General features: G+C 62.7%; 20 protein-coding genes and 2 tRNA genes. 10 read left to right on the plus strand and 12 right to left on the minus strand.

The features are described from left to right. Positions 1-137: 137 nt before the first annotated feature. Positions 138-2,600 carry a PAS domain-containing hybrid sensor histidine kinase/response regulator gene (locus BMX61_RS04510; RefSeq protein WP_075629039.1) on the plus strand — a complete coding sequence of 821 codons (2,463 nt, stop codon included), beginning with the start codon at positions 138-140 and terminating at the stop codon, positions 2,598-2,600. 122 nt (positions 2,601-2,722) lie between these two features. Here the strand turns inward: BMX61_RS04510 and BMX61_RS04515 are convergent, their stop codons facing one another. The 3 genes from BMX61_RS04515 to BMX61_RS04525 form a co-directional block, all read right to left on the minus strand. Continuing rightward, complete coding sequence (locus BMX61_RS04515) at positions 2,723-3,679, minus strand: HD-GYP domain-containing protein (RefSeq protein ID WP_075629040.1); 957 nt, start codon at positions 3,677-3,679, stop codon at positions 2,723-2,725. A gap of 174 nt (positions 3,680-3,853) precedes the next feature. After that, positions 3,854-4,231 carry a PH domain-containing protein gene (locus tag BMX61_RS04520; protein WP_075629041.1) on the minus strand — a complete coding sequence of 126 codons (378 nt, stop codon included), beginning with the start codon at positions 4,229-4,231 and terminating at the stop codon, positions 3,854-3,856. Positions 4,232-4,378: 147 nt separating this feature from the next. Then, complete coding sequence (locus tag BMX61_RS04525; protein ID WP_083639574.1) at positions 4,379-4,732, minus strand: hypothetical protein; 354 nt, start codon at positions 4,730-4,732, stop codon at positions 4,379-4,381. 413 nt (positions 4,733-5,145) lie between these two features. Between BMX61_RS04525 and BMX61_RS04530 the strand changes: the two genes are divergently transcribed. After that, a complete protein-coding gene (locus BMX61_RS04530) occupies positions 5,146-5,436 on the plus strand; it encodes a hypothetical protein (RefSeq protein WP_075629042.1) in 291 nt (96 codons plus the stop codon). 284 nt (positions 5,437-5,720) lie between these two features. Beyond that, positions 5,721-5,810: transfer RNA gene (locus tag BMX61_RS04535), tRNA-Ser, on the plus strand. Positions 5,811-5,982: 172 nt separating this feature from the next. Here the strand turns inward: BMX61_RS04535 and BMX61_RS04540 are convergent. Next, a tRNA-Gln gene (locus BMX61_RS04540) sits at positions 5,983-6,057 on the minus strand. Positions 6,058-6,352: 295 nt separating this feature from the next. Between BMX61_RS04540 and BMX61_RS04545 the strand changes: the two genes are divergently transcribed. After that, positions 6,353-7,288: an MBL fold metallo-hydrolase gene (locus BMX61_RS04545; protein WP_075629043.1), complete on the plus strand. Its 936-nt coding sequence runs from the start codon at positions 6,353-6,355 to the stop codon at positions 7,286-7,288. Between the two features lie 21 nt (positions 7,289-7,309). Here the strand turns inward: BMX61_RS04545 and BMX61_RS04550 are convergent, their stop codons facing one another. The 6 genes from BMX61_RS04550 to BMX61_RS04575 form a co-directional block, all read right to left on the minus strand. Further along, positions 7,310-8,212, minus strand: coding sequence for a DUF1499 domain-containing protein (locus BMX61_RS04550; RefSeq protein ID WP_075629044.1), 903 nt, complete (start codon positions 8,210-8,212; stop codon positions 7,310-7,312). Between the two features lie 147 nt (positions 8,213-8,359). Beyond that, positions 8,360-11,032, minus strand: a complete 2,673-nt coding sequence (gene ppdK / locus BMX61_RS04555) for a pyruvate, phosphate dikinase (RefSeq protein WP_075629215.1) — start codon at positions 11,030-11,032, stop codon at positions 8,360-8,362. Between the two features lie 277 nt (positions 11,033-11,309). Continuing rightward, on the minus strand, positions 11,310-14,774 hold the full coding sequence (locus tag BMX61_RS04560; RefSeq protein ID WP_075629045.1) for a chromosome segregation SMC family protein: 3,465 nt from the start codon (positions 14,772-14,774) through the stop codon (positions 11,310-11,312). 99 nt (positions 14,775-14,873) lie between these two features. Next, positions 14,874-15,752 (minus strand): DsbA family protein, encoded by an 879-nt coding sequence (locus tag BMX61_RS04565; RefSeq protein WP_075629046.1) that lies wholly within the window; start codon positions 15,750-15,752, stop codon positions 14,874-14,876. A gap of 179 nt (positions 15,753-15,931) precedes the next feature. Next, positions 15,932-16,285, minus strand: a complete 354-nt coding sequence (locus BMX61_RS04570; protein ID WP_075629047.1) for an NIPSNAP family protein — start codon at positions 16,283-16,285, stop codon at positions 15,932-15,934. A 68-nt stretch (positions 16,286-16,353) separates the two neighbouring features. After that, complete coding sequence (locus BMX61_RS04575; protein WP_075629048.1) at positions 16,354-16,872, minus strand: DUF721 domain-containing protein; 519 nt, start codon at positions 16,870-16,872, stop codon at positions 16,354-16,356. Positions 16,873-17,154: 282 nt separating this feature from the next. Between BMX61_RS04575 and mutY the strand changes: the two genes are divergently transcribed. The 4 genes from mutY (at position 17,155) to BMX61_RS04595 (ending at position 20,594) form a co-directional block, all read left to right on the plus strand. Beyond that, positions 17,155-18,288 carry an A/G-specific adenine glycosylase gene (gene mutY / locus BMX61_RS04580; RefSeq protein WP_075629216.1) on the plus strand — a complete coding sequence of 378 codons (1,134 nt, stop codon included), beginning with the start codon at positions 17,155-17,157 and terminating at the stop codon, positions 18,286-18,288. Positions 18,289-18,420: 132 nt separating this feature from the next. Next, entirely contained in the window at positions 18,421-19,035 is a 615-nt protein-coding gene (locus tag BMX61_RS04585) for an HAD family hydrolase (protein ID WP_075629049.1), read from the plus strand. A 30-nt stretch (positions 19,036-19,065) separates the two neighbouring features. Continuing rightward, positions 19,066-19,428 carry a nuclear transport factor 2 family protein gene (locus tag BMX61_RS04590; protein ID WP_075629050.1) on the plus strand — a complete coding sequence of 121 codons (363 nt, stop codon included), beginning with the start codon at positions 19,066-19,068 and terminating at the stop codon, positions 19,426-19,428. A gap of 131 nt (positions 19,429-19,559) precedes the next feature. After that, positions 19,560-20,594, plus strand: coding sequence for a calcium-binding protein (locus tag BMX61_RS04595; RefSeq protein ID WP_075629051.1), 1,035 nt, complete (start codon positions 19,560-19,562; stop codon positions 20,592-20,594). Positions 20,595-20,832: 238 nt separating this feature from the next. On the opposite strand, the gene BMX61_RS04600 is transcribed toward BMX61_RS04595, so the two are convergent. Beyond that, positions 20,833-21,801, minus strand: a complete 969-nt coding sequence (locus BMX61_RS04600; RefSeq protein ID WP_075629052.1) for a flagellin N-terminal helical domain-containing protein — start codon at positions 21,799-21,801, stop codon at positions 20,833-20,835. A 445-nt stretch (positions 21,802-22,246) separates the two neighbouring features. Between BMX61_RS04600 and BMX61_RS04605 the strand changes: the two genes are divergently transcribed. After that, the gene (locus tag BMX61_RS04605) at positions 22,247-22,873 is read left to right on the plus strand and encodes a TerC family protein (protein WP_075629053.1); all 627 of its coding nucleotides are present in this window, start codon (positions 22,247-22,249) and stop codon (positions 22,871-22,873) included. A 368-nt stretch (positions 22,874-23,241) separates the two neighbouring features. Here the strand turns inward: BMX61_RS04605 and BMX61_RS04610 are convergent, their stop codons facing one another. Further along, complete coding sequence (locus tag BMX61_RS04610; RefSeq protein ID WP_075629054.1) at positions 23,242-24,282, minus strand: glutamine synthetase beta-grasp domain-containing protein; 1,041 nt, start codon at positions 24,280-24,282, stop codon at positions 23,242-23,244. Between the two features lie 450 nt (positions 24,283-24,732). Here BMX61_RS04610 and BMX61_RS04615 point away from each other — a divergent pair, with 450 nt between their 5' ends. Then, a complete protein-coding gene (locus BMX61_RS04615; protein WP_075629055.1) occupies positions 24,733-24,924 on the plus strand; it encodes a DUF2735 domain-containing protein in 192 nt (63 codons plus the stop codon). Positions 24,925-24,933 lie beyond the last annotated feature (9 nt).

A 24,933-nucleotide genomic window follows, 5' to 3' on the forward strand; every position in this document is an offset into this window, starting at 1 on the left:
CGAAGTCTTCGAGGATCTTCAGAAATCCTTGAGGAGAAAGCGGTCGTATCCGTGAAAATAGGGCCCTTGGAGAAAGCTTCTATCGTCTTTGGCAAGCGGCTGCTATGCGTCTTGCGAATAAATAGGCGCCGCGTTGGATGTTCAAGAACACAGACTTAGCTGATATCGATCTGGCGCACCTGTTCGAGGCTGCGCCGAACCCATATGTGATCGTCGACCGCAACCTCGACATCGTTGGCCTGAACGCAGCCTATTGCGCGGTGACCATGCGCCGGCGCGAAGAGCTGATCGGCCAAAACATCTTCGATGCTTTTCCCAGCGATCCCACGTCCGTTCCCGGGCGGCTGCTGCGCAACTCCTTCGACACGGTGCTGCGCACCGGCGAGATCGACCATCTGCCGCTGATCCCCTATCCGATCGCGCGGCCGGATGGCTCGCTGGAAGAGCGGTACTGGAGCGCAACGCATACACCGATCCCCGATCGTGAGGGCAAGGTCGGCCTGATCCTTCAGCATACGGTCGACGTGACGGAACTACACAGGCTGCGCCGCTCCGCCGCAACGCTCGGCGTGGAAAGCGACATTCTGGCGCGGGCGGACGCGGTTGCGGACGCCAATCTCTCTCTGGGCGAAGAGCGCAGCTATCTGCGCGGCTTGTTCGAGCAGGCGCCTGGCTTCACCGCCGTGCTCTCCGGGCCGGATCACGTCTTCGACCTGGCAAATGCCGCCTATATAGCGCTCGTCGGCGGGCGCGACATTTTGGGCAAGCCGGTTCTGGAGGCTCTGCCCGAGATCCGCAATCAAGGCTTTTCCGAGCTGCTCGACAATGTCCGTGACAGCGGCCGTCCCTTTATCGCCCACGGGGCGGAAGTGCAGCTCGATCGCGGCGCCGGCATTGAGCGGCGCTATCTGGATTTCGTCTACCAGCCGATTCGCAATGCCGAAGGTGCGGTTTCCGGCATCTTCGTGCAGGGCTATGACGTCACCGAGATCAAGCTGGCGCAGCAGGTCGCGCGCGAAAGCGAAGTGCGGTTTCGCCAGTTGGCCCAGTCCATCCCCAACCATGCCTGGGCAGCAAGCCCGGACGGGGAGCTGGAATGGTGCAACAGCCGGGTTTACGAATATTCCGGCCTCAACGAGGGAGCGCTCATCGGCCGTTCGCTGGGCGGCACCGTTCATGCCGAGGATCGCGCGCCTGTGATGGCGGCCTGGGAAAAGGCACGCTATGACGGCGCGCCCTTTCATGCCGAGGTTCGCCTCCGCCGGATCGATGGCCAATATCGCTGGCACCTGTCACGCGCCCTGCCCTTGCGCGACGCGGCAGGCGCCATCGAGCGTTGGATCGGCACCAATACCGATATCCACGACCAGAAGGCGACGGAGGCACAGCTGGAAGAGCTGGCCGCCACGCTCGAAAGCCGGATCGAGGAACGCTCACGCGAGCTGGAAGCGACGCAAAGGGCGCTGCGTCAGAGCCAGAAGATGGAGGCGATTGGCAATCTGGCCGGCGGCATCGCCCATGACTTCAACAATCTTCTCCAGGTCGTCACCGGCAGCCTGGAGCTTCTGTCCAAGCAATATGGCCAGGATGAGCGTGCCAAGCGGCGCATCGACAACGCGCTGGCCGCCACGCAGCGGGGCGCGCGGCTGGCATCGCAGCTCCTGGCCTTCGGCCGCCGACAGCCTCTGGCGCCGCGTGTCGTCAATCTGGCCCGGCTGGTGCGCGATACGGATCAGTTGATCCGCCGCGCGATTGGCGAAGCAATCGACATCGAAACCATCGTCGGCGGCGGCCTCTGGAACACGATGGCCGATCCGACCAATGTGGAGACAGCGCTGCTCAACCTGGCGATCAATGCCCGCGATGCCATGGGCGGCAGCGGCAAGCTGACGATCGAACTCGCCAATGCCGAGCTGACATCCCATTATGCCCGCAGCGACAGCGAGATCGTGCCGGGTCAATATGTGTTGCTGGCCGTGACGGATACGGGCACCGGCATTCCGGCCGAGATCATCGACAAGGTGTTCGACCCCTTTTTCTCCACCAAGCCCGAAGGTAAGGGAACAGGGCTTGGCCTGTCCATGGTCTATGGCTTCGTCAAGCAATCCGGCGGCCATATCCGGATCTACAGCGAAGTCGATGCCGGGACATCGGTGAAGATCTACCTGCCGCGCGCAGCCGCCGAGGAGGAAGACCTCAACGAGCCCGAAATCGAGCCAGCCGGGGGACATGAGACCATTCTGGTCGTGGAAGATGATGACGGCGTGCGCGACACCACGGTCGCCCTTCTGCAGACGCTTGGCTATCGGGTCCTGAAAGCGCGTGACGCCGCATCCGCCGCGGCCCTGATCGAAAGCGGCATCACCGTCGACCTGCTTTTTACCGATGTCGTGATGCCTGGCCCAATGAAGAGCACGGAACTGGCGGAGCGCGCCAAGCAGCAGATGCCCGGGGTCAAAGTCCTGTTCACGTCGGGCTATACCGAGAATTCGATCGTTCACGGTGGCCGGCTGAAACCGGATGTCGAATTCCTGGGCAAGCCCTATAGCGAGGAGCAGCTTGCCCGAAAGCTGCGTCAGGTGCTTTCACAGAAGGGCTGAGCGGGTCTGCCACGTCGCGTCAGACATGGCGCGCACATAGTCGTGCTTGCGGAAACCGGACTGATGCTGGAAGCACGGCAAGAGGCGGCCCTGCTCAGGCCTTCTAAAGGACGACGCCTGATTCAGAGCGACATGCCCTGGGTCAGCGCCGGGTCGAGGCTGAGGACAAAGCGCATCAGCAGCTGCCGGTCGAAATGCCCAGTTTGCTCCGACATCCAGGTCAAGGCACGCTGGGAGGACCAGGGCGTTCGATAGGGCCGCAGCGAGGTGATCGCCTCGTAGACATCGACAATGGCGGCCATGCGCACGGGCACGCTCAATTTCTCCGCAGTCAATCGATCCGGATAGCCGCGCCCGTCCATGCGCTCATGGTGGTATCGACAGATATCCAGCACCACAGCAGGCATGTCGCTGGCCTTCAGCAGGTCAAAGCCGAAAACGGGATGCTGCATGATCACCTGGCGCTCCTCGCTGGTGAGCGAGCCCGGCTTTTGCAGCACCTCTTTAGGAATGATCAGCTTACCGATATCGTGCAGAAGACCGGCAACGCCCAGCACGCGCACCATCTCGCTGTCAAACGACATGGAGCGGGCGAAGTGCATCAACAGGGCAGACACCGCCAGCGAATGCAGGAATGTGGCCTTATCCTTGCTTTTCAGCCTGGTCATATCCAGGAGAATAGTCGGGCTCTGCTCGATCGAGGCGGCGAGATTGTCCGCCAGTCGATTGACATGGTCAATGGCAATGGCATTCCCCAAGGTCACATCATCGAAAAGCGCTTCGAGCCGCTGGCTGGTCTCGGAGATGACCTTGGCGGAGGCTTGCCGCGCCTTGTCGTTTGCAGGCGATGGCGGCGCCTGAACCTTCATCCTGGCTGGAGCCGGCCGTCCGGAAACATCCAGGCCCAAGGCCGTATTGATGAAGACACCGGTGATACGGCTCCCCTTCAAGATCTCCACGGACTCATCGTCTTCCAACAGGAAGCGGCGATAGGGAAAGGGATTGTCTTGCCATGCGCCTTCAAGCGCTTCGACGAACATGCCTCTTCGGACCTGCTCCTTGTCGATCCGCTTGACCATAATCCACGACACCCATGACGAAATTTACCGGTTCGTTTTTTAAGTTAGCATCGCAAAACTTAAAATAGCGAGAAGGAAGGAGAAGATCGAACAGACGACAATTATACAAGGTTGTTCAAAGTATAAAATTGCTACATAAGGTTGAAGAAAGACTATCGGCAGGGCGCCTGGGCTTTATCGCAAAATGCCAGATGCCAATGCGCGCTGGATACCTCTGATATCCGAGCCCTTGTTCAAGGTTTTCTCGATCGGGTTCATGTGCCCCGAAATCCAGATCTTCAGCTCGGAGTCGAGATCGAACGTGCCGGCTGTTTCCACGGAAAACCGCGTGATGGATCGATAGGGGATCGAATCATAATCGACCCGGCTTCCGGTCATGCCCTGGATATTGACCAGGATCAGGCGCCATTGCGTGAAGACGAAAAAGTCGCGGATCAGCTTGAACGCCAGACGCGGCTCCTCCCCATCGATCAGCACGCCATCCAGACGCCGCTCCAGTTCAGCCGGATCGACCGATGCGCCATGCCCTAGAAATCCGCTCAATAAACCCATCGCTCTCTCCCTTCTGAGGCAGGAGCAGCACCGCGCGTCTTGCTCCGTCCTTATTTAGAAAGGGAATAGAGAGCGGCTGCGCAGCATTTCAAGGCAAGACGACCCAACCACCGTTCCCAAACTCGACCTAGGCGGAAGCCTGCTTTGTCATGTGCCGCGGAAATCAACGCGGATAAGGCGGCTGAGAAAGGCCTGAGGCAACAGCGTGTTGAAGCGCACCCCCAGATTGACGCCGGTGCGCAGAATGGCATTGCAGCCAAGCTCCTCCTCGAAGCCATCAATCTGCAGGAAGAACTGTGTCGGCAGCGGAATGGCAGGCGACATGTCGAGCATGGCGCCGCACAGCGAAATGTGGCGCAGAACCGCGCGGTAGAAGGTGCGCGCACTCAAGTGATCGGTGATGATGAGAATTCGGCACGGGCGCTCTATGAAATAATGCTTGTAGACCACCGCGGCTTCGCCGCTATGCGTCTGGGCGCGGTGCATGATGAAGCTTTTCATGGCTGCTTTATCTCGCGAAAATCCAGGTGCACAAAGGGCCGAGTGCAGGCATTTTCTTACCAAACCGATCGTCCATCCTTTGCAAATCTTGCGTTGTTAGGCAATGACGCGGAGCCTCAGGCAAAGCGCGGCGAAGGCACCGATCGAGAAGTAAGCAAACACTTTCTGAATGCGGCGTGTGCTGGAAATGGCCTGCCTGCAGATAACATAGCCCTGATGACGCATGGGAACCTGCATCGCGATGAAAGGTTTAGAGAGCGCATGTGTTGGTCTCTCGGCGTGCGGGAGATGCGGTTCAACGCGCACGGCGTGCGCGCCGTCCGGCCATGACACATCATTGATTCCTATAGCAGCGCCCTTCAGGCTTGCCTGTCTGTCACACCTGTTCCTGTTTTTCTCGATGAGGTTCCGCCATGCGCTCCACCCTCTCCCTTTGCCTTGCAGCCGTCATCGCCTTGCCGATGCTTTCTGCCTGCACAACGGGCGGCGATCCCGGTGTAAGGCCGATTCCCGGGAGCATCACCTATGGTGGACAGCCACGCAGCCGACTGACCAAGGCGCCCGCCGGCAGCACCTTCACCCATCTCCTGACCGATGAATATGGCCGGCAGGCCGAGGAAACCTACCGGATCGAGCCTGATCGCTCGCTGACCCTGCTGTCCCGTCGCCGCATCGAAATCGACGACGGGACCGGGATCTTCTGAACGTCACATCCAGATGCCTCGGCGTCTTTTTGAGATGCGCGTCAGTGCCCCTCGCCTCTGCTTCCGGCAGAGAGCGTTGGGGCCGACACACCACTCACGCTCTGAACAAGCAGCTGCCGGCCTCAATTCCCCAAGCCAGCACCTGCTTGGCGGAGCTAGGCGTGTTCCGAGTCCGCCGCGCTTGTTCGAGACTGACCAGCAACCGACGCAAACACCAGTTGACGGCAGAAAAGCCGAAAAACCGCTTGATCCTCAAAACGAATGGCCCTATCAGGGCCTTGACCGGAGAGGTGGCCGAGTGGTCGAAGGCGCTCCCCTGCTAAGGGAGTATACCCGGAAGGGTATCGTGGGTTCGAATCCCATCTTCTCCGCCATTTTCCCTTGAGAAACAAGATATTACACTTGCGGCTCGATCGTCCTTGACGGTCGATTGTCCGGAGTATGGCCGATAGCCGGCGCGACGACGCACCATTCCGCAATCGCTTTATGCATCATAGGACGCTGCACCTGGCAGGTGCACATCATCGATCATCACATCGGGAAATATGGCTGGGGCGCCTGGATTCGAACCAGGGGATGGCGGTACCAAAAACCGCTGCCTTACCGCTTGGCTACGCCCCATCAAGGCCGCGCGAGGCACGTGGCGTGCTGTCTCGCGCGAGGTGGCTTGCTCTAGCAAAGCTTGCCCGGCGCCTCAACGGATAAGTTGTCTCACGGCGAAAATTTCCTTGGTGACGCCCGCCTGGCCTGTTTGCGGATCGGTCCTGCGGGCTCGTGCGACCGTTGGAGCTATCGCCTCGGCCCTGAACCGCGAGTTATCGCTAGGATGCTTTTCGCTGCCTCTTACGATAGACAGGGCTGCATCAGCGGGTGGCGCCTTCGTTGCGCGGCACGCCTGGACATCAAGGGAGCCGGCATGACCTTATCCGAAGCGGCCGAAACTGGCCCGATCTTCGACCTGACTTTCGAGCCTGCGCATGGGCAGGCGGTGGAGGTAGCACCCGGCGTCCAGCGGATTACAGCGAACAATGCCTCTCCCTTCACCTTTCACGGCACCAACAGCTATATTGTCGGCAGGCAGAACGTCGCCGTCATCGATCCCGGCCCAGAGGATGAGGCGCATTTTGCCGCGTTGATGCGTGCGCTTGAAGGGCGGCGGGTCAGCCATATCCTTGTCAGCCACACCCACCGCGATCATTCGCCGCTTGCCCGTCGTCTCCAGGCTGCCACCGGCGCGCCGGTTCTGGCCGAAGGGCCGCACCGGCCGTCGCGCCCGCTTTTTGCCGGAGAGGAAAATCCCTTTGCGGAAAGCAGCGACAGCGACTTCGTGCCCGATATGGCGCTTGGCGACGGCGCGGTGATCGAAGGGGCGGACTGGCGGATCACCGCCATTCATACGCCCGGCCATACCGCCAACCATCTGGCCTTTGCGCTGGATGAAGCCGGCATTCTCTTTTCCGGCGATCATGTCATGGCATGGGCCACGACCATCGTCGCGCCGCCGGATGGCGCCATGCGCGATTACATGGCCTCGCTCGACAAGCTGCTGGCACGCGAGGGGGACCGGATCTATTTTCCCGGCCATGGAGGGCCAGTGGCCGCGCCCAAGCCTTTCCTGCGCGCCCTGAAGACTCATCGCCGGCTGCGCGAGCGCGCGATCATCGACAGGCTGAAGGCCGGAGACACGACCATCGACGCGATGGTCCGCGTCATCTATGCCACCACCGATCCCCGGCTACATGGCGCTGCAGCGCTGTCCGTACTCGCGCAGCTGGAGGATCTGGTCGATCGAGGTCTTGTTTCGAGCGAAGGCGGGCCGCCCGCGCTGGGGCGGCTCTATACCCTCGCATAAGCCTTTTGCATCAGGCTGGCATCACCCGCCGGCAATGCCCAAAAGCTCTGCATCGAGCGCGCGCAGGAAATGCTCGGCAAAGGCTGCGGCAAAGCCGAGATCGTGCGGGCCGTATCGAACCGACACACGAATATCGACAAAGGTGGTTTCGGCCTCCTCACGCAGCCGTATGGCCACGTCGAAGGGGATCGCGGCCATGAAACTGCGCCATTCTCCCTGAAGAAGAATGTCGCTCGCTCTCTGCCCCGGCATCAGGGTTTGGGCCAGAGGTTCCGGCCGCGCGGAGGGAATGGGCACATTGCCGATGTCGGCATCGGCGGGAGGTCCGGCTTGCGGCTGTGCCGGTGCATCCTCTAGATCGGATTCGGCATTTTCCGTGCCGCGCTCGGCGGTGATTGCCAGCCCTGAGGCCGCCGCCACCGTCTTCACGCCGGCGAAGACACGGTCGAGCGCGCCATCATAACGTCGGCCGGTCAGCGCGGGATAGGCCTCGGCCTGGCGCGCGGCCTGATCGGGCACAGGCGCATGAGGCAGCCAGCCCTGGCGGGCGGCCGGCGGCGCGATCCAGGGCGGCGGCTCGGTCGCATCGGTCGTCACCTCGATCAAGGCCGGCCGATCCATGAAGCGAAACAGGCCGTAGCCGACAACCGACAGCGGGATCAGCGCATAGACAAGGCCAACAAATGCTGCCACGCCACCGACCGCGGCCACCTGCCAGAGCCGCACGAAGCCGGTGAGCGCGAGAATGGCTGCCAGCGCGGCAAGGCCGGCTGAGAGCAGTGCCAGCGCGATCATCTCAGGCGTTTCGACCGCATGCGCCCAATGGGCAAGGCCGGTGACGAGCAACAGGCCGGCGGAAAAGCGCCCGATCCGCCGCGCCCAAAGGGCGGCAAGCGAGACAGGACGCTCATAGACGATTTTCATGGGCGGGCGAATCCGTGGCGGGCTACCGATCCCTTAGAGCATAATCCAGCCGGGGTGAAACGAGGATCGAGCAGATCATGGATCAAACAGAAGGGTATCCTGCAGCCCTCATTCACATCAAGGGTTCGTCGATGAGGGTCCGAAACGTCACGCCACCTTCGGCACCGTGATGGCGGCCTGCGCGGCGGCGAGCCTGGCAATGGGCACGCGGAAGGGCGAACAGGAGACGTAATCCAGGCCACGCTCCTCACAGAAACGGATCGAGGTCGGATCGCCGCCATGCTCGCCGCAAATGCCGAGCTTCAGCGCATTCTTGGTCCGCCGGCCACGCTCGGCGGCGATCTGGATCAGTTCGCCGACCCCGTCATAGTCGATCTGAACGAAGGGATCCTTCTCGATGATGCCCTTGCGTAGATAGGTTTCCAGAAACTGGGCCGCATCGTCGCGGGAAATGCCGAAGGTCGTCTGCGTCAGGTCGTTGGTGCCGAAGGAAAAGAAATCCGCCGACTCGGCGATGACATGCGCCCGCAAGGCCGCGCGCGGCAGTTCGATCATCGTGCCCACGAGATAGTCAATCGACAGGCCCGCCGCGCCGATGATCTCGCGCGCCACGGCATCGATGCAGGCTTTGACATAATCGAGTTCGGCCTTGAGGCCGACCAGCGGCACCATGATCTCGGGCACCACGGCGGCGCCCGTCTGGCGCGCCGCCTCCACCGCCGCCTCGAAAATGGCGCGGGCCTGCATTTCACAGATTTCGGGATAGGAGATCGCCAACCGGCAGCCGCGATGGCCGAGCATGGGATTGAACTCGTGCAGCGCGTCGATCCGCTCGGAAAGCTCGCGCGGGGACAGACCCATGGCCGCAGCCACCTCCGCGATCTCGTCCTCGGCCTTGGGCAGGAATTCGTGCAGCGGCGGGTCGAGCAGGCGGATCGTCACCGGCAGGCCGTGCATGATCGAGAACAGTTCGACGAAATCCGAACGCTGCATCGGCAGGAGCTTGCCGAGAGCGGCCCGTCTACCCGCTTCGTCGGACGCGAGAATCATCTCGCGCATGACATTGATGCGCTCGCCCTCGAAGAACATGTGCTCGGTGCGGCAGAGGCCGATCCCCTCCGCACCGAAGGCGCGGGCGGTGCGGGCATCAGCCGGCGTATCGGCATTGGTGCGCACGCGCATGCGCCGCGCCGCATCAGCCCATTCCATGATCTGGGCGAAATCGCCGGAGAGTTCGGGCTTCAGCATCGGCACTGCGCCCTTGATCGCCTGGCCGGAGGATCCATCGATGGTGATGATCTCGCCAGCCTTCAGCGAGAGACCGCCGCCGATCAGCAGGCCGTTGCGCAGGTCGACGCGGAGGTTTCCCGCGCCCGTGACGCAGGGAAGGCCCATGCCACGGGCGACAACGGCGGCATGGCTGGTCATGCCGCCGCGCGTCGTCAGAATGCCGACGGCCGCCGACATGCCATGAATATCCTCCGGGCTGGTCTCCACCCGCACGAGGATGACGTCACGGCCTTCCTTCTGGGCGCGTACGGCATCTTCGGAGGAAAAGACGATCTCGCCGGTCGCAGCTCCCGGCGAGGCCGGCAGGCCGGAGCCGATCACCGTTCGGCGGGCCTGGGGATCGATGGTCGTGTGCAGAACCTGGTCGAGCGAGGCGGGATCGATGCGGGCCACGGCATCGTCGCGCGAAATCAGCCGCTCCTGCGCCATGTCCACCGCGATCTTCAGCGCTGCCTTGGCCGTGCGCTTGCCAGTGCGGGTCTGCAGCATCCAGAGCCGGCCGCGCTCGATGGTGAACTCGATGTCCTGCATGTCGCGATAATGCGCTTCCAGCCGGTGGCAGATGGCGGAAAGCTCGGCAAAGGCCTCCGGCATCAGCTTTTCCAGCGAGGGCTTTTCCGAACCGGAGGCAATGCGCTGGGCCTCGGTGATGTTCTGCGGCGTGCGGATGCCGGCGACCACGTCCTCGCCCTGCGCATTGACGAGGAATTCGCCGAAAAGGCGGTTCTCGCCGGTGGAGGGATTGCGGGTAAAGGCCACGCCTGTCGCCGAGCTATTGCCGAGATTGCCGAAGACCATGGCCTGAACGTTCACAGCCGTTCCCCAGGCTTCCGAAATCGTGTGGAGCATGCGGTAAGTGGCCGCGCGCGGATTGAGCCAGCTGGAAAAGACGGCGCCGATCGCACCCCAAAGCTGGATATCCGGCGCCTGCGGAAAGGGCGCGCCGGTCTCTTCCTCGATAACATCCTTGTAGCGGGCCACGACGGAGCGCCATTCGGCAGCCGTCATCTCCGGCTCCTGCTCGCGGCCGAAGCGGGCCTTCTCATCCTCGAGAATCTCTTCGAACAAATCATGACCAAGGCCCATGACCACATCACCGTACATCTGGATGAAGCGACGGTAACTGTCCCAGGCAAAGCGCTCGTCGCCGGCATCTTGCGCGAGGCCCATGACCGTCTCGTCATTGAGGCCAAGGTTCAAGACCGTATCCATCATGCCCGGCATGGAGGCGCGCGCGCCGGAGCGGATCGACAGAAGCAACGGCCGGTCGTTGGAGCCGAAGCGGCGCTCGGTCAGCGCCTCGATGCGGGCAATGCCGGCCATCACCTCGGCCTTGAGCGCATCGTTCAGGCATCGCCCGGCCTTGAGAAATTCGCCACAGGCCTGGGCAACGATGGTGAGACCCGGCGGCACCGGCAGGCCCAGCGTGCACATCTCGGCGAGGTTGGCGCCCTTGCCGCCAAGAATCTCAATGTCCAATGCGCGGCCCTCGGCAGCACCGCCGCCGAAACCATAGACCCACTTCGTCATGCCCGTCTCCACCCTGGAAGGCCTCTGGCGCCTGCGTTCGGCGCCGTGGGCCCCCTGCCCGCCGCTCATGATGCGGCTGGCAACCCTGCCTGCAGCCGACCCTGACGAGCCGGCGGCCTGCCTCTCTCCCGAACGGGACGCTAACCCATTCCGTCCTGAATGAAAATCGCAGCGCCGAAGGAATTATGTTGCAACGCAGCAGAAAGGGCAAGACTGGCGCGAGGGGCGATGCGTATCGGTCGCAGACATGAGGCAGAAGCGGGCGGCAGCGAAGCGCTCAGCCGGCATCCCGCAGCGCCTCGGCGGTCTGCAGATCCACGGAGACGAGCTGTGAGACGCCTTGCTCGGCCATGGTCACGCCGAACAGCCGGTTCATGCGCGCCATGGTGATGGGATTGTGGGTGATGATGACGAAGCGCGTTTCGGTCAGGCCCGCCATCTCCTCCATCAAGTTGCAGTAGCGCTCGACATTATGGTCGTCGAGCGGCGCATCCACCTCGTCCAGCACGCAGATCGGCGCGGGATTGGTGAGGAACACGGCAAAGATCAGGGCAAGCGCCGTCAGCGCCTGCTCACCGCCCGACAGCAGCGTCATCGTCTGCGGCTTCTTTCCCGGCGGCCGAGCGAGGATTTCGAGGCCTGCATCCAGCGGATCGTCGCTCTCGATCAGTTGCAGCTCGGCCGTGCCGCCGCCGAAGAGATGGGTAAACAGCCGCTGAAACTGGGTGTTGACGACCTCGAAGGCCGTCATCAGCCGTTCGCGCCCCTCTCGGTTGAGGCTCTGGATTGCCGAACGCAATTTGCGCACGGCATCGATGACGTCCTCGCGCTCCTTGAGCAGCGTTGCCAATCGCTCCGAAAGCTCTGCCTGCTCCTCTTCCGCGCGCAGATTGACACCACCCAACCGCTCGCGCTCGCTTTTCAGACGATCCAGCTCGCGCTCCACCTGCCGCATCTCCGGCAAGGGCCGGCCTTCGACATGGCCGGCAAAGCGCGCGATCTCGTGGGCGGGGCAGTCGAAGGCCGTGCTGATTGCATCCTCGATCTCGGCCCGGCGCGTGCGGGCAGAGAGCAGACGCTCTTCGCCACGGCCGCGCTTCTCGCGCGCCTCGGCCAGCGCGGCCAGCGCGTCGGTCGCTGCCCGATCGGCCTGGCGCTGGCGTTCCTCGGCCAGGGCCAAACGCTCGGCGGCCTCCCGGCACGCCGTTTCCAGCCCTGCGATCTCGGCAATTGCCGCGCGCCGACGCATCTCGAAAGCGTCCGGCGCCTCGGCCAGGCCGGCCAGCTCCTCTTCAGTCTCACGTCGCCGGCGGGCAAGCTCATCGCCATGCCGGCCGGCGCTTTCTACCCGTGCACGCCAGGTAGCACGCTCCTGCGACAGCGCAGAGAGCCGCTGGTGGCTTCCGGCGGTCTTGCGTGCCTGGTCGTCATAGGCGGCGCGGGCCAGCAAGGCGCGTTGACGCGCCTCTCCAACATTGGCGGACTGGCGCTCGAGCGCGGCCAGCAGTTCGGTAAGATCCGGCTGGTCGGCACGGGCGGCCAAGATCGCAGCCTCCTGTGCGGCCGCATCGCCATCCTGGGCGGCAAGCTGGGCGCGGCTCTCGGCCAGAACGGCGCGGCGGCGTAATGCCTCCCCCGCCTCGCGTTCGGCCTTGCCAAGCAGATCCTGCATGGATGAAAGCGTGCGAACAGCCTCCCGCTCAGCCTCGCGCGCCGCGCGGGCCTCGGCAGTTGCAGCGGCGCGGGCCGTGCTCGCAGCGCTCAGCGCCTCTTCCGCCGTCTGGCGCGCGGTCTTGATGTCCGCCAATTGCGCCTCGACCTCCGCCAGCCGACCCTTCTGCGCCAGGCGCAACGCGGCCGGCCCGGCAACATCGGCGCCCGTCACATGGCCATCCCAGCGCCAGACGGCGCCTTCGCGCGTGACGAGAACCTGGCCGGAGCGCAGCAAGGGCTGCAGCCGTTCAGCGGTCTGGGCATCCGCCACCACGCCAATTTGCCGAAGCCGTCGGCTGAGCGCTTCCGGTGCGTCGACATGATCCGACAGCGGCGCGGCGGGCGGCGGCAAGGCCGGATCGTCCGCCGGGTCGCCCGGCAGACGCCAATGGGCGGGCGCTGCGCGGTCCAGCGGCGATTCCAGGTCCTCACCAAGTGCGGCGCCAAGGGCCGTTTCAAAACCGCGCGCGGCCACGATGGAATCGAGAACCGGGGCGATGCCTTCCGGCGGGGCGCCAGCAGCCAGCATGGCGCGGATGGTGCGCGCCTCGGCATCCAGCGCGCCCAGGGTCTGGCGCAGCCCGTCGAGCGGCAGCTTGCAGGCGCTTTCCGCCTGCTCCGCCTCGGCCAATGCCGCCTCGGCAGCGCCTGTCAGCGCAGAGGCAGCCTCCAGCCCCTCGGTTGCTTCGGCCACACGCTCGCGGAACCGTTCAGGGTCCGGCCGGGCCGCCAGCGTGCGGTCCAGCCGCTCGATGTCGCCTTCGACGCGGGCCATTTGGTCAGCGAGCTTCTGGCGGCGATGGTCAAGATCGCGGGCGCTGCGGTCGAGTTCGGCGCGCGCCGCATCCGCCGCCGCGCGTGTGGCCATCAGCCGGCTGAGCTCCGCCTCTGCTGTTGCAAGCTCTGTTGCAGCCTCATCCCGCAGCTCTCGGGCCGTGTCATCTCGAAGATCGGCATCTGCGAGACTCTCGTGGAGCAGACGTTCCTCATCTTCCAGTCTGGCAAGAGCGGCATCATTGTCGGCGATCAGTCGCGCTTCATGCGCAAGATCGCCCTCGATCTGGGCCAGCCGGTGCTGCAACTCGTCACGCCGGCGCATGAGCCGGGCAAAATCCTCTTCCATCTGCGTGCGGGCCATCTGCGCGCGCTGGAGACGGGCTGCGATCTCGGCTTCCTCCTCGCGCAGCGCCGGCAGCTTGAGCCCGGCGACCGCCTGCTCCTTTGCCGCATCCATCTGCGCCTGGGCGCGTTCGGCCACTACCACCGTCTCGGTCTTGACGAGGTCGTCGGCCTCCCGCTCGGCAGCACGCACCTCACTCCAGCGAATGAGGAGCAGCATGGCCTCGGCGCGGCGGATGTCGGAGGAGAGCGTCTTGAAGCGGCCGGCCTGACGAGCCTGTCGCTTCAGCGCCTCGATGCGCGCTTCCAGCTCGCCCAGCACATCGTCCATCCGCTCGAGATTGCCTTCGGCGGCGCGCAGCCGGATCTCCGCCTCGTGGCGGCGCGAATGCAGCCCGGAAATGCCGGCCGCTTCTTCGAGAAGCTGACGGCGCGCCTGCGGCTTGGCATTGATCAGTTCGCCGACACGCCCCTGGCCGACCATGGAGGGAGAGCGCGCGCCGGTGGAGGCATCGGCAAACAGCAGTTGCACGTCCCGCGCCCGCGCCTCGCGGCCATTGATGCGGTAGACGGAGCCGTTCTGCCGCTCGATCCGCCTGGTCACCTGGATTTCGTCGGAATCGTTGAAGCCGGCCGGTGCGGTGCGGTCGCTATTGTCGAGGAAGAGGCCGACCTCGGCCATGTTGCGCGCGGGGCGGCTACCCGAGCCGGAGAAGATGACGTCGTCCATGCCGGAGGCGCGCATGTTCTTGTAGGAGCTCTCGCCCATGACCCAGCGCAGAGCCTCGACCAGATTGGATTTGCCGCAGCCATTCGGCCCGACGACGCCGGTCAGGCCACGCTCGATGACGAATTCGGAGGGCTCCACGAAGGACTTGAAGCCGACGAGCCGCAATTTGGTGAACCTCATGCGACCTCGCTTCCGCTTGGGCACGCCGTCCGGCTAAGGGCAAGAACGAAAACGGGCGCGAAAACGCGCCCGTCGCATGCCTCTTTCGGATCGGACAGGTCAGAGCAGCGGATCGACGAGAGCCGAGATGGTCTCAAGCGACATGTCTCCGGAGTAGCGCTTGCCGTTGATGAAGAAGGTGGGCGTGGCGTTGACGCCGAATTCCTTGGCACCCTTCTGCATGACGGCGTTCACATCGTCCAGAAGCTTCTGGTCCGTCAAGCACTTCTCGAAGCTTTCCTGTGTAAAGCCGGCAAGCTTGGACATCTGCAGCAGGGCCTCGCGGCCGTTTTCGGCGGCAGCCCATTGCGTCTGCTGGCGAAACAGCATGGAGACCATCGGGAAATACTGGCCCTCAGGCGCGCAGCGCGCGAGCATGAAGGCAGCTGCCGCACGCGGATCGAAGGGGAATTCGCGCAGAATGAAGCGAACCTTGCCGGTTTCGACATATTTCTGCTTCACCGCGTCAAAGGTGGTGTTGTGGAAATGGGCGCAGTGCGGGCAGGTCATCGACATATATTCGACGATCGTCACGGGTGCATCCGCCTTGCCGACAGCCATTTCCGGCAGAGGACCCGGCGCCATCAGCTTGGCGATATCGACCTCGCCATCGGGCTTGGGCACATCGACCGCGGCGGCAGGGGTCGAAGGCGCCTGCGCCGTTGCTGCCGGAGCGGGGGCCGGCGTGGAGGCGGCGGGGGCCGCGGTGGATGCATTGCTCGAGGCAGTGGGTGCGGCCGGGGTCGCAGGCGCTGCGCCCGGGGTCGCAGGCGTTGCGGCCGGCGTGGCGTCGCTGGTGGCGGCAGCCGGGCTGGCCGGGGCCGGGCTCGCCTGCTCTTCCTTCTTCTCGTCGCTGCAGGAGGCCAGCACGAGCATCGCCGCGCAGAGCGCGACGCCGGCGCTCAGGCGCTTGGAAGAACGGACGGCGGAAAGAAACATCGGGTTCACCTGTTTCGGAACAAAAGGGGCTGGCCTTGCGATATAGCGCCTTTCAAGACCTCACAAGAGGCCCGCGCAGCGCAAGGCTCAAAGATTCGTGACTCATGGCTGCGGCGAAAGGAAGGCTTCCGCACTGCTTTGCGGCGGCCTTTTGCGCATCGCAGGCGCTAAGCGTTCGATCAGCCAATGGCGGCAGAGGCGCCCTGGCAGCGCAAGGCCTCGATCGCGGCATGGCTGACCGACAGGACGAGCTTCGCGCTTGTGTCAATCCGCGCGATGATCGCCTCACGCGGACCAGCCCGCCATGCCTCGCTGGCATAGAAGACCGCTTGCTGTGCTTCCAGCGTGTCCAGATCGGCAAAGGCACGGATCAGTCCATAGCCGTCCTCGTGGTCGAGAGACCGGCCATGCCAAACAACGTCGATACCCTGCCCCTGATGCAGCGGAACGCTCACCGTGCTCATGATCTCAAAGAAATCCTGGCCTGTGCCGGGCTTCAGCCGATAGGAAAGGATCTCGATAACTCTGCTCATATGCGCCTCCGCTGATGCGCGTCTGTGCGGCAATCTGCCGGGCTTGGCAAGTGTAGACGATATTGCCTTTAGCGCTTTGCCAGCACACCGCGCCCGAGCCGTCGGAGGGCATCCCTGAGCTTGCCCTCCTCGACGCCGGAGACCATGTCTTCGAGCTCCGCCTTGGAGGCGGGGTCGAGCACGCGCAGTCGCCGGGTCGGCCGCGTGTTGAGCGCAACGGGCTTTTGCACGATGCGCACCTGGGCGATGGCAGGAAAGCCGAAGAAGCTGTTGATCCGCTCGATCATCTCGCCCTTGGCATGGCCGAGAAACAAAGCCTGCGCACCTTCGCAGGCAACCACCAGCGTGCCCGGCCGCTGCCTCTCCCGGCCTGATGCGTCACGCTCGCGCGGGGGCCAGGCGATCTTCTCCGGCCGGCTGGACCGGGCGAATTCATCGCCGACGATCTCGTCCCATGCACCGAGAAGAAAGGTATTGATGCCGGCGCGCCGCGCCAGAACCGGATCGATGATCCCGTTGGCGATCTCGCTGATCTGCGCGACCCCGCGCTGTGGGCTCTTTGTCGTCACATCGTCTCCAAGGCCCATTCTCAACCGAGCCGTTTCGCAAACCGGGCTGTTTGCACACGCCTGCCTTCTCGGACCGCCAGCCCCTTCAAGCGGGCGCCTTGTCCGGTCCGCCTTGCACTTCCAGAGACGGGTCCACCACCTGTCGAGAGAATGCTTCGGCCTGCCGACGGTTTCCCGGCAGGGCCATGCTTTTGTCAGAACCTACTTGCCTGCCGATGGCGCATTCCGCTCTTTGCGATCGATTCCGCGCGCCATGGCTTGAACCGTCGCGCGCTCTCCGCCAAGTATAGGCGCGAAACCATGCGCACGCCACCCGACCTCTCCCCGCCCCCGTCTGCCTCTTGTCCGAATCCGACCATTCCGGAAACGGCGGCGGTCGCGCCGCTGTTGCTCGCCTGGTATGACCGCCATCATCGAAGCTTTCCCTGGCGCATTTCGCCGGCTGAGGGGCAGCAAGGCCGCCGTGCCGATCCCTATCACGTATGGCTGTCGGAGGTCATGCTGCAGCAGACCACGGTGCAGGCCGTCATCCCCTATTTCCAGCGTTTCCTGGCGCTGTGGCCGCGCGTCGAGGATCTGGCCGAGGCAGAGACGGATGCGGTGATGAAGGCCTGGGCGGGGCTCGGCTACTATGCCCGCGCCCGCAATCTCAAGAAATGCGCCGAAGCTGTCGCACGCGATCACGCCGGCCGCTTTCCCGATACGGAAGATGGCCTGCGTGCCCTGCCCGGGGTCGGAGATTATACGGCCGCAGCCGTAGCGGCGATCGCCTTCGATCGGCCGAGTGCCGTGGTCGACGGCAATGTCGAGCGGGTCGTCTCCCGTCTCTTTCTGGTGGAGGACAGCCTGCCGGCAGCCAAACGCCTTTTTCGCGCGCTGACCGCCAGCATCACGCCTCAACAGCGGCCGGGCGATTTCGCCCAGGCGATGATGGATCTCGGCAGCACCATCTGCACGCCTCGCCGCCCTGTCTGCGCGCTCTGTCCGCTGAACGACCACTGTCTTGCCTTCCGCTCGGGCGCAGCCGTAGAAAGCTATCCACGCAAGGCGGCCAAGAAGGACAAGCCGGTGCGCAAGGGGGCGGCCTTCGTAGCGCGCGATCAAGCCGGCGCGATCTTCCTGCGCAAGCGCGCCGAGAGCGGGCTGCTCGGCGGCATGAGCGAAGTGCCGAACAGTGCCTGGACCTCGCGGGTCGATGGCGAAACCGGCCTCAGTGCCGCACCCTTTTCCGCCGATTGGCAGGCCTGCGGCACCGTCACCCATGTCTTCACCCATTTCGAGCTGCAGCTAAGCGTCTACAGCGCGCGCGATCTCGCCGCGCTCAGGCGCAATGATGGCTGGTGGGAGCCCGCCGCGAGCCTTTCCGGCGCCGCCTTGCCGACGGTGATGAAAAAGGCGATCGCACTGGCCTTTCCCGACGCGCTGAGCCCCTGATTTCCGATCATCGGATCCGCGAGCGACAGGAGGCCTCAGGCAAAGTCGCCGCCCTTGCACCTGCGCTCTTTCGCCCGCGGCAGAAGTCGGTAAAACCGCGCTTGATCGTCTTCTCGACTCGCAGGAAGGACCATGATGACCGAGATCCGCCACATCGTTTTCGATATCGGCAAGGTGCTGATCCATTACGATCCAAACCTACCGTTCCAGCGGATCATTCCGGATGCGCAGGAGCGCGCCTGGTTCTTCGCCAATATCTGCACCCACGACTGGAACCTGGAGCAGGACCGCGGCCGCAGCTGGCGCGAGGCGGAAGACCTACTTGTGGCGCGCCATCCGGAGCGCGAAGCCGAGATCCGTGCCTTTCGCGCCCATTGGCCGGAGATGGTGCCGCATGCCTATGATGGCAGCGTCGCCATTCTCAAGGCCCTGATCGACCAGGGCCATGACGTGACCCTGCTGACCAATTTCGCCGCCGACACGTTTCAGGAAGCACTTGCGCTGTTTCCCTTTCTGAGGCTGGCGCGTGGGGTGACTGTATCTGGCGAAATCCGCCTGATTAAGCCGGATGCCGCGATTTACGAAACACATGCCAAGGCTTTCGATCTCGACCCTGCCGCCACCTTGTTCATTGACGATGCCCTCGCCAATGTCGAAGGCGCGCGTGCCGCCGGCTGGCAGGCGGTGCATTTCATCGATGCGCCGACGCTGCGCGCCGATCTCGCACGATACGGTTTTGCCGTCTGATCCATCGATCTAAAGCCTGGAGACCTCTTGATGCTTGACCCCGTGCAACGCCTGATCGACTTTCACGCCGCGATCAACGCGCTCGACTTTGCGGCCATAGAAGCCGCCTTTGCCGAAGAGGCCGTCTATTCCTCCGGCAAGGTCGGCGGTCTACAGGGCAAGGCGGCGATCATGGCGGCCTTTCGCCGCTATTTCGCGCAATATCCGGATCAGGTGGCTGAGGACAGTCTGGTGGAGGCGGTCTCGCCCTTCGCGGCCCGCTCCGTCTGGCGCCTGCGGGCGACCGACGCCGTCACCGGCGCTCCCCTAGAGCGGGAGGGCGAGGAAACCATCACCTTCGACGCAGAAGGCCGGATCGTCGGCGTGGCGGTGACGGACTACCTCGCCTTGTAAGCCAAAGTTAACGTGGCAGCCTGTTTGCGTTAACGAACTATCACTGAAAAGCCATATTTAATTCAGTTTCAGTTCAGGAGATGCGACGCATTCTGGCGCCATCGAAACAAACTGCTCAAGGAGGATCAACCATGGCGACGATCGAAGGAACCGACTTCGACGACACAATCTATCAGAGCGATGCAAATCTCGCCGCCGTGACGATCTACGGCTATGGCGGCCGCGACACGATCACGCTGGATATCACCGACCGCGACGGCGGGTTCAACACTGTCTTCGCCGGCACCGGCAATGACAAGGTGATCAACAATTTCGAAGGCGGCAACTATATCGAGCTCGGCTCCGGCGATGACTACTATCTCGCCGACATCAAGGCCTATGCCTCCAAGAGCTTTGACAAGGTCTATGGCGGCGCTGGCGACGACGTCTTCGAAGTCAACGGCCAAGTTAGCGACTATTTCGGCGGCGACGGCAACGACACCTTCTATTCCGTCGGCTTCAAGAACTACTTCGACGGCGGCAATGGCAACGATACGATCAGCTACGAGATCCAGGACGAATACAGCTCCGCCGGCCTCGGCGTGACCGTCGATCTCGCCAAGGGCAAGGCGACGATCACCAAGGGTCGCGTCGAAATCCTCAAGAACATCGAAAACGCGACCGGCACGGCCTCGGCAGATGATCTCTTCGGCAACAACAAGGCCAATGTCCTGAAGGGTCTCGGCGGCGACGACATTCTCAAGGGCTTCGGTGGCGACGACGACCTGTTCGGCGGATCGGGCGATGACGATCTGTTCGGCGGCGCGGGACGGGACATTCTCGTTGGCGGGCGCGGCAGCGACTATCTCAAGGGCGAAGCCGGCGCCGATACCTTCGAGTTCGACTCGATCGACGATTCCGTTGTCGGCAAGAACCGCGACGTGATCCTCGACTTCAAGGCCAAGCAGGGCGACCTGATCGACCTGAAGTCGATCGATGCCGACATCTATTCGAGTGGCGACCAGTCCTTCAGCTTCATCGGCGCCAAGAGCTTCTCGGGCGAAGCAGGCGAACTGCGCTTCTCCAAGGGCATCTTGTCTGGCGACGTCGATGGCGATGGCCGCGCCGATTTCGAAATCGCGGTCAAAGGCGTGACCAAGATGTATGTGGACGACTTCGTTCTCTGAAGACGAGGTCTGATCGGGGTGAACTGCGCTCTTTGAATATCCCGGCCCAGTTGGCCCGTCATCCCGCCCTATCGCCCGCTGCCGGCAGAGCCTTCGCGCTGTGCAGGCAGCGGGCTTTATTGTGCGGCCATGAGGCCAACGGCCTGTGTGAGGCAGGCCTGTCTTGCGAAGCGCACAAAAAAATCGGGCCGCGCCCCTTGCGGAGCGCGGCCTGGCCTCAGGATCTATCCGCTGGAGATTAGCGGAAGAGAGAAAGTACGCTGTCGGAGCTCGAATTCGCGATCGAAAGCGCCTGGATACCCAGCTGCTGCTGAGTCTGCAGCGCCTTCAGCTTCGTCGATTCCTCGTTCATGTCTGCATCGACCAGTCGACCGACGCCCTTGGTGATCGTGTCACGCAGGTCGTTGATGAAGGTGTTCTGCAGATCGATACGCGCATTGGCCGCACCGAGGTTGGCCGCCGCATTGGTGAGGCTCCCCAGCATCGTGTCTACGGCACTCAGCATCTGCTCGATCTGGGCATCGGTCGTCAGCGAAGAGATCGAGACGAGCGAGCCTGCGGCCGAGGTCGTGCTGTTGGCATTGACCAGGAAGTATGTGCCAGTGGTGGTTGCGGCACCGTTGACATAGGTGCCGGTACCGGTCACTGCCTTGGTCAGCTGACCATTGGCAGCGCTGACCGTATCGATCAGCGTCGACGTCGAGGTGTCGAAGCCGATCGTCCCGACGGAAACGTTGCCCGACGCGCTTCGCGTGAACGACGCAACCATGGTCTTCGTGGTCGGAGCCGTGCTCGAGGTGTTATAGAGCCAGTTCTCTCCCGAGAAAGATGCCGATTGCGCCGTCGAAAGCAGCTGATTGCGCAGTTCGGTCAGTTCCTTTTCGATCTTGGCCTTGTCGACGCCGGGCTCGCGCGCGGCGACCAACTTTGCCTTGATCTGCGTAACCACATCGACCGCGGTGTTGAGGCCGGTATAGGCGGTATCGGTCTTGGCGGCAGCCAGACCGAGAGCGTCTGCAACAGCGCTGAGCGCTTTGTTGTCCGACTTCATCGTTGTCGCGATCGACCAGTAGGCGGCGTTATCCGACGCCGACTGAACCCGCAAGCCGGAAGAAATATGACCCTGTGTCGTTTCCATATTGGAGCTGATCGTACGCAGGGTCGAAAGAGCGGCAATTGCGGCTGAGTTGGTGATGATGCTTGTCATAACATTGTCCCTCAAAGATACCAGAAACACGGGGGGACATACCGGACTACATTACTTACCGGTCACGACGATATGGCTTCATGCCCCTTCGATGCTCAGCAGATCTCCGCTTTAGCTGGCCCGAACCCGTCCTGTGAGATGGAATATCGCAGCGATTTCTTGAAAGATGGTTAAGGCGATCTTTCTGATGTCGATTTCCGGTAATATTTAGTTTAGCATGTTCTGAATTATACACATATCTAAATGAAACTATACTTGTTTTAGGCATATCGAATTTACGCTCTCAGAAGCGTGTGCGGCCTTGCCCTGAGGGTGTTTATCAGCCATGGCATGTTCCTGCGGTTGCTCTCGCGTGGCGATACATATCGACGCGCGCCGATCGATCCTTCCGATAGATTCCCGGATGCGGCCCTCCACGGCCACTGGATGCGCAAGGCTCTTTTCCATGGATTTCCTGACCCCTGAAGGGATCACCGCCCTTCTCCAAGTCATCGCCATCGATCTCGTTCTGGCCGGCGACAATGCCATCGTCATCGGCCTGGCCGCGGCCGGCCTTCCGACGGAGCAGCGCAAGAAGGCGATCCTCGTCGGTATCGGCGCGGCCACCGTGCTGCGGATTGCCTTTGCGGCCGTCACGGTCGAGCTTCTGAGCCTTGTCGGCCTTCAGCTTCTCGGCGGCGTTCTTCTGCTCTGGGTCTGCTGGAAGATGTGGAGCGAACTGCGCTCAGCCGACGACCACGCGTCGATGTCGGACCTGGAGCAGCAAGGCACCCATGTGAAGAAGACCTTTCTTCAGGCGGCGACCCAGATCGTCATTGCCGACGTGTCGATGTCGCTCGACAATGTGCTTGCGGTCGCCGGTGCCGCCAAGGAACATCCGACCGTACTCGTGATCGGGCTTGTGATCTCGATCGCGCTGATGGGCCTTGCCGCCAACCTCGTGGCATCCCTGCTGCATCGCCACCGCTGGATCGCCTATGTCGGCCTCGCCGTCATTCTCTATGTCGCGGTGACCATGTGCTATCACGGTGCGGTGGAAGTGCTGCCCTATCTGAAAGGGCTGACTGCCTGATCATCCTACCGGGCTGGCAAAGGCCGTCTGTGCGTCTGCGCTTTCGGCCTTGTTTCCATGCGGCGCATTCTTTGCGGCCGCATGCTGCGATCCTCACGCGATAACATGATCTTGCGCGGCATCTTCAAGATGGCGGAGGCGGCGTGAAAATCGCGCTTGGAAAATCCGTCCTCAGCCACGGCCGACACAGCCCGTCAAAAGCGGCAGCGTCATCGCATGTGGCGATATCGACGAGGAAACGGTGCACGAGGAGTAGGAGGTCGAGATCGTCGATAAGCCCCGGGCGCGCGGCATGAGGCGCAATCAAAGCGCAGACGATCGACAGAAAGACAGATGGCGCCGGCAAAACCGGCGCCATCTCGGGAGGATCAGGCTGCGGCCGAAGCGTAATCGGCGGTCGGAACTTCCGAAATCGTCTTCAGAACGACCGAAGCGATCTGGTAGGGGTCGCCCTGGGAGTTCGGACGGCGGTCTTCCAGATAGCCCTTATAGCCATTGTTGACGAAGGAATGCGGCACGCGGATCGAGGCGCCACGGTCAGCCACGCCGTAGGAGAACTTGTTCCACGGAGCGGTCTCGTGCTTGCCGGTCAGGCGGAGATGGTTGTCCGGACCGTAGACATCGATGTGCTCTTTCCAGTTCTTTGCGAAAGCAGCCATCAGAGCTTCGAAATACTCCTTGCCGCCGGTTTCGCGCATGAACTTGGTCGAGAAGTTGCAATGCATGCCCGAGCCGTTCCAGTCGGTATCGCCGAGCGGCTTGCAGTGGAATTCGACGTCGATGCCGTAGGTCTCGCAAAGACGGAGCAGCAGGTAGCGTGCGATCCAGATCTGGTCGGCAGCGCGCTTGGAGCCCTTGCCGAACACCTGGAATTCCCACTGGCCCTTGGCCACTTCGGCATTGATGCCTTCGTGGTTGATGCCGGCAGCGAGGCAAAGGTCGAGGTGCTCTTCAACGATCTCGCGGGCGACGGAGCCGACATTCTTGAAGCCGACGCCGGTGTAGTACGGGCCCTGCGGAGCCGGATAGCCCTGCTCGGGGAAGCCGAGCGGGCGGCCGTCCTGATAGAAGAAATATTCCTGTTCAAAGCCGAACCAGGCGTCTTCGTCATCCAGGATGGTGGCGCGGCTGTTGGAGCTGTGCGGCGTGACGCCATCGGGCATCATGACTTCGCACATGACCAGCGCGCCATTGGCACGGGCCGGATCGGGATAGATGGCGACGGGCTTCAGCACGCAATCGGAGCTGTGGCCTTCGGCCTGCTGCGTGGACGAGCCGTCAAAGCCCCAGAGCGGCAGCTGCTCGAGCGTCGGAAACGCATCGAATTCCTTGATCTGCGTTTTCCCGCGGAGGTTCGGGACCGGCTTGTAGCCGTCGAGCCAGATGTACTCGAGCTTATACTTTGTCATGGTCTATCTCTCATCACGTGTGGTGCTGCAAACTGCACATTCAGAAAGGGCGTGCCGCGCGAACGGCCGCCACCGCTTCCACAAACAAGAGAATGCATTTTGCGTGCCAGACCGCGTTGCCGACACGATTTTTCCAGCCGCCGATCCGTCATTCCTTCTTTACCGAAGAATCCGCGCCAAGGGCTGTCGGCCGTGTTTCACAAGAGATGGCGCCCCATCTCCTTGATCGAATAAAGAAATCCTTAAACCCGACGGCCGAGCCGAATGGCTGTGCACTTGAGCACGGTTTTGGCAGGAACTCTGGCGCCGCTTTGGGCGTTTTGTCTTCCTAGACTCTTCTGGCCCCACCCACTGTCAAAAAACCTTCAAATAGGACAGGGATGCTGATTGATTTTTAGTCAATCGGCGCAAATATTGGGCACATGAGGAGTGGGAAGTGTGAGGAGCCCCATGAAAACAGTTGAGCACATGCCCGGCATATCGGCCGGCGCTACCGTTATCCCATTTCCGGTCAAAGGCATTCGCCGCGAACGCGGCGTACAGCCTCCTGCGTCCCGCATGACGGTGGCCAAGGAGATTGCGCCGTTCATCGACCATTGCTGGTATCACGAAGACGCTATGCGCGAGACCGACAAGCATTGACGGCAAGAT

Source organism: Xaviernesmea oryzae (genome assembly GCF_900109605.1).
GTDB classification, from domain to species: Bacteria; Pseudomonadota; Alphaproteobacteria; order Rhizobiales; family Rhizobiaceae; genus Xaviernesmea; species Xaviernesmea oryzae.

What these genes read in the sequence shown, in the direction of transcription:
- BMX61_RS04510 (WP_075629039.1), top strand. Translation starts at nt 138, where the DNA reads ATGTTCAAGAACACAGACTTAGCTGATATCGATCTGGCGCACCTGTTC.
- BMX61_RS04515 (WP_075629040.1), bottom strand. Translation starts at nt 3,679, where the DNA reads ATGGTCAAGCGGATCGACAAGGAGCAGGTCCGAAGAGGCATGTTCGTC.
- BMX61_RS04520 (WP_075629041.1), bottom strand. Translation starts at nt 4,231, where the DNA reads ATGGGTTTATTGAGCGGATTTCTAGGGCATGGCGCATCGGTCGATCCG.
- BMX61_RS04525 (WP_083639574.1), bottom strand. Translation starts at nt 4,732, where the DNA reads ATGAAAAGCTTCATCATGCACCGCGCCCAGACGCATAGCGGCGAAGCC.
- BMX61_RS04530 (WP_075629042.1), top strand. Translation starts at nt 5,146, where the DNA reads ATGCGCTCCACCCTCTCCCTTTGCCTTGCAGCCGTCATCGCCTTGCCG.
- BMX61_RS04545 (WP_075629043.1), top strand. Translation starts at nt 6,353, where the DNA reads ATGACCTTATCCGAAGCGGCCGAAACTGGCCCGATCTTCGACCTGACT.
- BMX61_RS04550 (WP_075629044.1), bottom strand. Translation starts at nt 8,212, where the DNA reads ATGAAAATCGTCTATGAGCGTCCTGTCTCGCTTGCCGCCCTTTGGGCG.
- ppdK (WP_075629215.1), bottom strand. Translation starts at nt 11,032, where the DNA reads ATGACGAAGTGGGTCTATGGTTTCGGCGGCGGTGCTGCCGAGGGCCGC.
- BMX61_RS04560 (WP_075629045.1), bottom strand. Translation starts at nt 14,774, where the DNA reads ATGAGGTTCACCAAATTGCGGCTCGTCGGCTTCAAGTCCTTCGTGGAG.
- BMX61_RS04565 (WP_075629046.1), bottom strand. Translation starts at nt 15,752, where the DNA reads ATGTTTCTTTCCGCCGTCCGTTCTTCCAAGCGCCTGAGCGCCGGCGTC.
- BMX61_RS04570 (WP_075629047.1), bottom strand. Translation starts at nt 16,285, where the DNA reads ATGAGCAGAGTTATCGAGATCCTTTCCTATCGGCTGAAGCCCGGCACA.
- BMX61_RS04575 (WP_075629048.1), bottom strand. Translation starts at nt 16,872, where the DNA reads ATGGGCCTTGGAGACGATGTGACGACAAAGAGCCCACAGCGCGGGGTC.
- mutY (WP_075629216.1), top strand. Translation starts at nt 17,155, where the DNA reads ATGCGCACGCCACCCGACCTCTCCCCGCCCCCGTCTGCCTCTTGTCCG.
- BMX61_RS04585 (WP_075629049.1), top strand. Translation starts at nt 18,421, where the DNA reads ATGATGACCGAGATCCGCCACATCGTTTTCGATATCGGCAAGGTGCTG.
- BMX61_RS04590 (WP_075629050.1), top strand. Translation starts at nt 19,066, where the DNA reads ATGCTTGACCCCGTGCAACGCCTGATCGACTTTCACGCCGCGATCAAC.
- BMX61_RS04595 (WP_075629051.1), top strand. Translation starts at nt 19,560, where the DNA reads ATGGCGACGATCGAAGGAACCGACTTCGACGACACAATCTATCAGAGC.
- BMX61_RS04600 (WP_075629052.1), bottom strand. Translation starts at nt 21,801, where the DNA reads ATGACAAGCATCATCACCAACTCAGCCGCAATTGCCGCTCTTTCGACC.
- BMX61_RS04605 (WP_075629053.1), top strand. Translation starts at nt 22,247, where the DNA reads ATGGATTTCCTGACCCCTGAAGGGATCACCGCCCTTCTCCAAGTCATC.
- BMX61_RS04610 (WP_075629054.1), bottom strand. Translation starts at nt 24,282, where the DNA reads ATGACAAAGTATAAGCTCGAGTACATCTGGCTCGACGGCTACAAGCCG.
- BMX61_RS04615 (WP_075629055.1), top strand. Translation starts at nt 24,733, where the DNA reads ATGAAAACAGTTGAGCACATGCCCGGCATATCGGCCGGCGCTACCGTT.